Below are 7710 nucleotides of genomic sequence, written 5' to 3' on the forward strand. Positions count from 1 at the left end.
GCGGGCGCTGGGCCGCACCTCCGGGGCGGGGCGCCGCTAGGACCGCGCCCCGCCCGGCCCGTCCCCCCCCCCCCCGGGGCCGCAAGCGCGCCCCCGGACCGAACTCGTGCTCGCCACCCCCGCGCTGCGCGCCCACGCGCGGGCGTTGTGGGCGGACAACGAACCGGCGCTCGCCCGCGTCCTCGCCGAGGAGACCGGGCGCGAGGAGAACGACCTTTCGCTGCGCGTACTGGCCCGCTTCGTCCTCGAAATCCCCGACCTCGCCGCACTGGAGCCGGACCCGGTCGCGGCCCTGGACACCGCTTTCGCCCATCTGCGCCGCGGCTGGCCGGACCTCTGACGTCGTGAGCTGAAGGGGACGTTCCTCGCGTAGGACGAGCTGAAGGGGACCTTCCTCGCATGAGACGAGACGAAAGTCCCCTTCAGCTCGCGCGGGCACGGCGGGCGATCAGGCCGGGTAGGCCCGTGCGGCGCGGCCCGCCGACAGCGTCCTCGCCCACCACTCCAGCTGGTCGAGGAGCGTCTTCGCGGCCACCGACGTCGCCTCGGCGTCCTTCGGCTTCCCATCGGCACCGAACTGACCGTGCACGCCGTGGAAACTCACGGTTTCGCGGATCGTCACCGCGTTCAGTTCGGCGAAGACGCCACGCAGGTGTTCGACCGCGCGCAGTCCGCCGGACATCCCGCCGTAGGAGACGAACGCGACCGGCTTGGCATGCCATTCGGCGTTGTGCCAGTCGATGGCGTTCTTCAGCGACGCCGGATAGCTGTGGTTGTACTCGGGCGTGATGACGACGAAGGCGTCGGCGGCGGCGAGCCGCGGCGTCACCTTCGCGACTTCGGCCAGCACGGCGGGCTCGGGCGCGGCACCGAACGCGGGCAGCACCATGGGCAGATCCGGCTCGGCCAGATCGACCACGTCGACCTCGAACCGGCCGTGCGCGCCCGCTTCGGCGGCGAACCAGTCGGCGACCACCGGGGCGAACCGTCCTTCCCGGACACTGCCGACGACGACAGCGAGCCGGACGGGAACCTCGGACACACGAACCTCCTGAAACTCAAGGGAACTCGATCTGGATATCAGCCTGGAACTTCAAGCTCCCTTGAAGTCAAGCCCCGGGTCCGGGTTATCCTCTGACCCATGGCGAACGCGACCGTCCAGCTGCCCGACCTCACCGTCGGCGAACTATCCCGGCGCAGCGGCGTCCCGGCGTCGGCACTGCGGTTCTACGAGGACGAAGGGCTCATCCGCAGCAAGCGGACGGCGGGCAACCAGCGCCGCTACCGCCGGGACACGCTGCGCCGGGTGACCTTCATCCGGATGTCCCAGCGCGTGGGCATGCCGCTGTCCGCCATCCGGGAGGTGCTCGGGCTGCTGCCCGAGGACCGCACCCCGAACCGCGCCGACTGGGCCCGGATCTCCCAATGCTGGAAGAAGGACCTCACCGCGCGGATCCGGGCGATGGAGCAGCTGCGCGATCAGCTGACCGACTGCGTCGGCTGCGGCTGCATGTCGCTGAACCGCTGCCGCCTCGCCAATCCCGGCGACGAACTCGGGGCACAGGGGCCGGGGCCGCAGCGGCTGCCCGATCACCGCACCGACGGCTACGCGTGATCGTCCACAGTGGACTCCGAACGGCCCGGCGTTGACTTACATAAGCGCGGGCTTTTAGAATTGCCGGATGCACGCGTTCGACGTCCTCGGTGATCCGGTCCGCCGCCGGATCCTCGACCTGCTCGCCGACGGCGAGCTGAGCTCGGGCGACGTCACCGCGGTGGTGCGGGCCGAGTTCGGGATCTCCCAGCCCGCGGTGTCGCAGCATCTGCGCGTGCTGCGGGAGAACGGTTTCACCACCGTCCGCGCCGAGGGCACCCGGCGGCTGTACGCGGTCGATCCCGCGCCGCTGCGGGAGATCGACGGCTGGCTGGACCGGTACCGGCGGTTCTGGACCGGCCCGCTCGACGCGCTGGCGACCGAACTGGCCCGCGGCAAACGCGAACGCAGGCTGGCCGCCGAACACGCCGGAAACGCCGAGCCCGGCGACGCGGAAGAGGCCGGATGAGCGCTACAGCCGGGCGAACCGGCTGACGATCACGTGGTCCTTCGCCGGGCCGGTCACGGTCCATTCCTGGCGCCAGTGCCCGTCGTCGAGGATGTGGAACTCGCCGTGGTAGCGATCGGCACGGCACGGGTGCTCGGTCGACCACCGGCCCGTGCTCAGGTCCAGATCGTGGAAGAACCCGCCGTGGTCGAAATGCACGTCGGCACGCTCCGGCCGGGCCAGGCGGTAGTGCAGCGTGCGGGTCACGGGACCGACGAAGCCGCCGAGCCGCAACTCGCCCTCTTCGTCGTAGATCAGGACGTCTTCGGCCGGGGTGAACGTGGCCGTGCCGGTGACCGCGCCCGCGTCCGCGCCGCCGGTGGTGACGATGTCCCGCGTCAGCCGCCAGGTACCGGTGAGGTAGGCGGCCAGATCGGGGACCGGGAGAGAGGTGTCCACCCGGCCATTGTGCGGGGTGCCGTGGCGCGGCATAGTCGGTGCCCATGGGCAGGGGGCGGGGACAGGCCATCGTCGTGGTCACGGCGAGCCTGGTGATCGCGGGCGGGCTGGTCTACGCGGTGGTCCGGCAGGAGGCGACCCGGCACGCGGGCGGTTCGGGCCAGGGCCTGCTGGTACCGGTCACGAGCGCGATAGCCGGACCCATGACACCGCAGCGCTATCCGTCCAGCGGCGGACCGACGACGCCGATCCGGACGCCGCCGCGTGGTGTCCCGCAGGACACCGGCTGCCGTGCCGGGCAGGGGCCGGACCGGCTCCCCGAGGTTCCGGCCGCCGTGTCGGCGAGGGTGGACGCCGCGTGGGCACGCATCGAACGCTGGCTCGGCGCGCACGCGCCCGCGACCCGGCTCGGCCCGCCCGCGGATCTCACCCGTCTCGCCTCGGCGCAACGGGAGATCGGCGTGCCCTTCCCCGCGGAACTCGTCGCGTCACTGCGTCGGCACAGTGGTTTCGATCAACGCGGCAGCGACGGATTCACTTTTCCGCCGTTCTACGCGCCGAGTTCGATCGACGAGATCGCCCGCAACGCGAAAACGCTCTGCACCGTGCTTGCCGAACCGGGCATCGATTCCGGTGCCGGTTCGTGGTGGCACGGCCAGTGGCTGCCGTTCGCCGAGGACGGCGGCGGCAATTCGCTGTTCCTTGACCAGCGGGGCCATGCCGGGCGGCTCGGCGAACACGACAACGAAGGTTCGGCGAACTTCGACCGCTGGCCCGCGAGCCTGACCGACCTGCTCGACCAGACCGCCACCGCGCTCGAAACCGGCGGGCCCGCGTTCGGCCGCTACCCGCCGAAAATGGAAAAAGGCGTGCTGGACTGGGAAATCCTGCGCTGAACGCGGCACGCCGCACCCGGCTGGGCCGCCTTGTCGGACCCCGGGCCTAGAATCTGCCGGGTGGCTCTCCCCGAGACGGCTCCCCCGAGTGAAGCGCTGGACACCCTGCACCGGGTGTTCGGCTACGACGCGTTCCGTGGCGACCAGGCCGCGATCGTCGAGCACGTGGTCGCCGGCGGCGACGCGCTCGTCCTGATGCCCACCGGTGGCGGGAAATCGCTGTGCTACCAGATCCCCGCGCTGGTGCGCCCCGGCGTCGGCGTGGTGGTCTCCCCGCTCATCGCGCTGATGCAGGATCAGGTCGACGCGCTGCGCAACCTCGGCGTGCGCGCGGGATTCCTCAACTCCACCCAGGATTTCACCCAGCGCCAGCAGGTCGAGGACGCATTCGTCAACGGCGAGCTCGACCTGCTGTACCTGGCGCCGGAGCGGCTCGCGATGGAGTCGACGGCGCGGCTGTTCGACCGCGGCAAGATCTCGCTGTTCGCCATCGACGAGGCGCACTGCGTGTCCCAGTGGGGCCACGACTTCCGCCCGGAGTACCTGGCGCTGTCCGCGTTGCACGAGCGCTGGCCGGACGTGCCGCGCATCGCGCTGACGGCCACCGCCACCGAGGCCACGCACCAGGAGATCTCCACCCGGCTCAAGCTCGAGGACGCCCGCCACTTCGTCGCGAGCTTCGACCGGCCCAACATCCAGTACCGGATCGTCGGCAAGAACTCGCCGCAGCGGCAGCTGCTGGAGCTGCTGCGCACCGAGCACAAGGGCGATGCCGGGATCGTCTACTGCCTGTCCCGGAATTCGGTGGAGAAGACCGCGGATTTCCTGGTGACCAACGGAATTCCCGCGGTGCCCTACCACGCCGGGCTGGACGCGCGGACCCGCGCGCACAACCAGGCGCGGTTCCTGCGCGAGGACGGGCTGGTCGTGGTCGCCACCATCGCGTTCGGCATGGGGATCGACAAACCGGACGTCCGGTTCGTCGCGCATCTGGACCTGCCGAAATCGGTCGAGGGCTACTACCAGGAAACCGGCCGCGCCGGGCGCGACGGGCTGCCGTCGACCGCATGGCTCGCCTACGGCCTGCAGGACGTCGTGCAGCAGCGCAAGATGATCGACAACTCCGAGGGCGACGAAGCGCACCGCCGGCTGCAGGCCCGCCATCTCAACGCGATGCTCGCGCTGTGCGAGACGGTGGAATGCCGCCGGGTGCAGATTCTCGGCTATTTCGGGGAAAAGGCCGGGCCGTGCGGCAACTGCGACACCTGCCTCGCCCCGCCGGAGAAGTGGGACGGCACGATCCCCGCGCAGAAACTGCTGTCCACGGTGGTGCGCCTGCGCAACGAGCGGCGGCAGAAGTTCGGCGCCGGGCAGATCATCGACATCCTGCTCGGCAAGGAGACCCCGAAGGTCCAGCAGTTCCAGCACAACACGCTGAAGGTGTTCGGGATCGGCACGGAACTGCGGGAGCCGGAGTGGCGTGCCGTCGTCCGGCAGCTGCTGGCGCAGGGCCTGCTCGCGGTCGAAGGCGACTACGGTTCGCTGGTGCTCACCGAGGCCAGCGCGTCGGTGCTGAACCGCGAACGCGAGGTGATGTTGCGCCGCGAACCGGAGCGTGCCGCGAAGGCCGCGAAACCGGCTCGCCGCGCCGCCGCGGCCGTCGAGATGCCCGCCGAAGCCGCGCCGCTGTTCGAACGGCTGCGGGCCTGGCGGGCCGCGGCCGCGAAGGAGCAGGGCGTGCCCGCGTACGTCATCTTCCACGACGCGACCCTGCGCCAGATCGCGACCGACCGCCCCACCACCCTGGCCGAACTCGGCACGGTCAACGGCGTCGGCGAGAACAAACTCGCCAAATACGGCCAGCAGGTCCTCGACACCCTCGCCGGCTGACCGGCGAACTCGCGTACCTAGCCAGTCGGCTCACGTACCCGGGCAGTCGGCTCGCCCGCCGACTCCCGGGGTACGCGAGCGGACCTTTCCAGTACGCAAGCCGACTCCAGGGAAGCCGGTCAGGCCTCGGGCGCGGGTTTGCCGGTGACGCCGTTGACCTTGCGGACGGCGCCGCCGATCTGCTCGTGGTACTTGCCGTTGGTCTTCTCGTCGACGAACTTGGCGGCCTTGCCGACGAACTGGTTCACCTTCTCCGGGTTCTTCTTCGCGTACGCGCGTGCCGCGGTGGCCGCACCCGCCACGACGGTCAGCTTCTTCAGAAATCCCATGGTCGTCGTCTCCTCCTGCATCGCGTCTCACCCTCTCCAACGCGAAGCGGGGTACCCGGGGTTCCCGGCGCGGAATCAGCCGGACTCGGCGATCCGCTTGATGGCGTCCAGCCGCTTCGCCCAGCGCGCGGCGAGGTGATCGAGCCAGCGCGCGGTGTCGGCGAGCGCGTCCGGCCGGACCTGATAGCGGCGTTCGCGGCCGTCGCGGTGCCCGGTGACGAGACCGGCCTGGTCGAGCACCGCCAGGTGCTTGACCACGGCCTGACGGCTCACCGGCAGTTCCCCGGCCAGCTGCGTCGCCGTCGCCGAGGTGTGCGCGGCGAGCCGGTCGAGGAGCTGCCGCCGGGTGGGGTCGGCCAGCGCGGCGAGCACCTCCTCGACGGAGCCGGTACCGGGATCACGCGTCATACCGCCAGTTTCTCGGACCGCTTCCGCACCGCGGCGAGGACCTCCGACCAGCCGCCCTCGTGACTCTCGTAGGAGTCGTCCCGCGCGGGGCCGGCGGCCTGGGGCCGCTGGGCGAAGCCGCTCTCCACCACGTTCAGCCGGGTCCCGTCCCCTTCCGGCGACAACGTGAACTCCACGAGCGTCGAATTCGACTCGGTCGCCAGCTCACCGGGGAATCCGCTCGCCCAGCGGTATGAAAGGTACCGCGGCGCCTCGACCTCGACGAACACGGTGGGGAACTGGCCGTGCTCCCCGTGGTCCAGCCGCATGACACCGCCGGGGCGCAGGTCGATCGGCGGGGGCTCGCCGTGGCCGAACCACTGCCCGACGTGCTCGGGCTCGGTCAGCACCGCCCACACCCGCTCCACGGGCGCGTCGATGACGATCTCCTGTTCGATCCGGTCCTTGACCATGACGTTCCTTCCGTTGCGGCGTTCGAGTGCAACCCCAGAGTTGCACATACGACCGCGAGGCGCAACCCCAGGGTTGCGGGTCGGATAATCCCGCGCGCCCGCCCGCCCCGATCGGGCAGGATCACGGCCATGCGGGATCTCGCGACCTTGCCCAAGGCTCATCTGCACATCCACCTCGAGAGCACGATCCGGCCGGAGACCCTGTGGGAGATCGGAACGGCCAACGGGATCGACGTCCCCAGAGAAGCCCCGGCGTTCACCGGCTTCCGCGATTTCGCCGACTACAACGCGCTGCTCCGCGAATGTCTGTGCCGCCCGGAGGACTTCGAGCGGATCGCCCGCGAGTTCTGCGAGGACGAGGCCGCGCAGGGCACCCGCTACGCCGAGGTGACGTTCACCGCCGCGTCGCACGCGGAGCGTCTCGGCGAGCCGGACATGCCGCTCGCGTCCGTCCTCAAAGGACTGTCCAAAGGCGGCACCGAGCACGGCCTGGAATGGCGGGTCCTGCTGGACCACTCACGCCGCCGCTCGGTCGAGCGGGCACAGCGCACTCTCGACCTCGCGCTGCGTCACGCGGACGAAGGAGTGCTCGGCATCGGCATGGCGGGCGAGGAAAAGTACCCGATAGCCCCGTTCGCCACGGTGTGCGACCAAGCGCACGCCGCCGGGCTGCATCTCGTGCACCACGCGGGCGAGGACGCCGGCCCGGACTCGATCCGCGAGGCGCTCGACGTCGGCCGCTCCGAACGGCTCGGCCACGGCATCCGGATCCTCGAAGACCCCGAACTGGTCGCCCGCGCCCGGGACGAGGGCATCGCGCTGGAAGTCTGCCCGTCGTCGAACGTGACGCTCGGGCTCGTCCCCTCGCTCGCCGAGCATCCACTCCCCCGGCTGATCGACGCGGGTCTCACGGTCACGCTCAACACCGACGTCCCCTCGATCACCGGCACCACCCTCACCGACGAGTACGCCCGAGCTCGCGCCACGTTCGGCTACGACGACACCACGCTGGCGAACCTGGCACGCGCGAGCATCGACGCCTCTTTCGCCCCTGTGGCAACGAAAAAGGCCGCTCACGCGGACATCGACGCCTGGCTCGCGACACCCTGACGACCACTTCGAGGTTTCTCGCCGAGGGTGCCGGGGACCCGCCCGGGGCGGCGGGGGCAGGACCCCGACGGGCGGGAGGCGCCCCCCCCCCCCCCCCCCCCCGCGGGGCCGGGGGCGCCAGGGG

General features: G+C 70.9%; 11 protein-coding genes. 6 read left to right on the plus strand and 5 right to left on the minus strand.

Annotated elements, in window-relative coordinates; all coding sequences use genetic code 11:
- Window positions 1–106: 106 nt before the first annotated feature.
- A complete protein-coding gene (locus ACFWX1_RS28020; RefSeq protein WP_378392236.1) occupies window positions 107–340 on the plus strand; it encodes a hypothetical protein in 234 nt (77 codons plus the stop codon).
- Window positions 341–448: 108 nt separating this feature from the next.
- Here the strand turns inward: ACFWX1_RS28020 and ACFWX1_RS28025 are convergent, their stop codons facing one another.
- Window positions 449–1042, minus strand: coding sequence for an NADPH-dependent FMN reductase (locus ACFWX1_RS28025; RefSeq protein WP_378392238.1), 594 nt, complete (start codon window positions 1040–1042; stop codon window positions 449–451).
- A 99-nt stretch (window positions 1043–1141) separates the two neighbouring features.
- On the opposite strand from ACFWX1_RS28025, the gene soxR reads away from it, so the two are divergent.
- Both soxR and ACFWX1_RS28035 read left to right on the plus strand, forming a co-directional pair.
- The gene (gene soxR, locus ACFWX1_RS28030; RefSeq protein ID WP_378392240.1) at window positions 1142–1615 is read left to right on the plus strand and encodes a redox-sensitive transcriptional activator SoxR; all 474 of its coding nucleotides are present in this window, start codon (window positions 1142–1144) and stop codon (window positions 1613–1615) included.
- Window positions 1616–1682: 67 nt separating this feature from the next.
- Entirely contained in the window at window positions 1683–2063 is a 381-nt protein-coding gene (locus ACFWX1_RS28035) for an ArsR/SmtB family transcription factor (RefSeq protein ID WP_378392242.1), read from the plus strand.
- 3 nt (window positions 2064–2066) lie between these two features.
- Here the strand turns inward: ACFWX1_RS28035 and ACFWX1_RS28040 are convergent, their stop codons facing one another.
- Window positions 2067–2501: a DUF6314 family protein gene (locus tag ACFWX1_RS28040; RefSeq protein WP_378392244.1), complete on the minus strand. Its 435-nt coding sequence runs from the start codon at window positions 2499–2501 to the stop codon at window positions 2067–2069.
- Window positions 2502–2545: 44 nt separating this feature from the next.
- Here ACFWX1_RS28040 and ACFWX1_RS28045 point away from each other — a divergent pair, with 44 nt between their 5' ends.
- On the plus strand, window positions 2546–3397 hold the full coding sequence (locus ACFWX1_RS28045; protein WP_378392246.1) for an SMI1/KNR4 family protein: 852 nt from the start codon (window positions 2546–2548) through the stop codon (window positions 3395–3397).
- Between the two features lie 60 nt (window positions 3398–3457).
- Window positions 3458–5287, plus strand: a complete 1830-nt coding sequence (gene recQ, locus ACFWX1_RS28050) for a DNA helicase RecQ (RefSeq protein ID WP_378392248.1) — start codon at window positions 3458–3460, stop codon at window positions 5285–5287.
- 119 nt (window positions 5288–5406) lie between these two features.
- Here recQ and ACFWX1_RS28055 read toward each other — a convergent pair whose 3' ends face one another.
- The 3 genes from ACFWX1_RS28055 to ACFWX1_RS28065 form a co-directional block, all read right to left on the minus strand.
- Window positions 5407–5616: an antitoxin gene (locus tag ACFWX1_RS28055; RefSeq protein ID WP_378392250.1), complete on the minus strand. Its 210-nt coding sequence runs from the start codon at window positions 5614–5616 to the stop codon at window positions 5407–5409.
- A 75-nt stretch (window positions 5617–5691) separates the two neighbouring features.
- Window positions 5692–6024 carry an ArsR/SmtB family transcription factor gene (locus ACFWX1_RS28060; protein WP_378392252.1) on the minus strand — a complete coding sequence of 111 codons (333 nt, stop codon included), beginning with the start codon at window positions 6022–6024 and terminating at the stop codon, window positions 5692–5694.
- The gene (locus tag ACFWX1_RS28065; RefSeq protein ID WP_378392254.1) at window positions 6021–6476 is read right to left on the minus strand and encodes an SRPBCC family protein; all 456 of its coding nucleotides are present in this window, start codon (window positions 6474–6476) and stop codon (window positions 6021–6023) included. The genes ACFWX1_RS28060 and ACFWX1_RS28065 overlap by 4 nt, the downstream gene beginning before the upstream one ends.
- Before the next feature lie 129 nt (window positions 6477–6605).
- Between ACFWX1_RS28065 and add the strand changes: the two genes are divergently transcribed.
- Window positions 6606–7586, plus strand: a complete 981-nt coding sequence (gene add, locus ACFWX1_RS28070; RefSeq protein ID WP_378392256.1) for an adenosine deaminase — start codon at window positions 6606–6608, stop codon at window positions 7584–7586.
- The last annotated feature ends 124 nt before the right edge of the window (window positions 7587–7710 follow it).

The sequence above is a fragment of the Amycolatopsis sp. NPDC059021 genome, from assembly GCF_042739895.1.
Lineage (GTDB): Bacteria > Actinomycetota > Actinomycetes > Mycobacteriales > Pseudonocardiaceae > Amycolatopsis.

What these genes read in the sequence shown, in the direction of transcription:
- soxR (WP_378392240.1), top strand. Translation starts at nt 1,142, where the DNA reads ATGGCGAACGCGACCGTCCAGCTGCCCGACCTCACCGTCGGCGAACTA.
- ACFWX1_RS28035 (WP_378392242.1), top strand. Translation starts at nt 1,683, where the DNA reads ATGCACGCGTTCGACGTCCTCGGTGATCCGGTCCGCCGCCGGATCCTC.
- ACFWX1_RS28045 (WP_378392246.1), top strand. Translation starts at nt 2,546, where the DNA reads ATGGGCAGGGGGCGGGGACAGGCCATCGTCGTGGTCACGGCGAGCCTG.
- ACFWX1_RS28055 (WP_378392250.1), bottom strand. Translation starts at nt 5,616, where the DNA reads ATGGGATTTCTGAAGAAGCTGACCGTCGTGGCGGGTGCGGCCACCGCG.
- ACFWX1_RS28060 (WP_378392252.1), bottom strand. Translation starts at nt 6,024, where the DNA reads ATGACGCGTGATCCCGGTACCGGCTCCGTCGAGGAGGTGCTCGCCGCG.
- ACFWX1_RS28065 (WP_378392254.1), bottom strand. Translation starts at nt 6,476, where the DNA reads ATGGTCAAGGACCGGATCGAACAGGAGATCGTCATCGACGCGCCCGTG.
- add (WP_378392256.1), top strand. Translation starts at nt 6,606, where the DNA reads ATGCGGGATCTCGCGACCTTGCCCAAGGCTCATCTGCACATCCACCTC.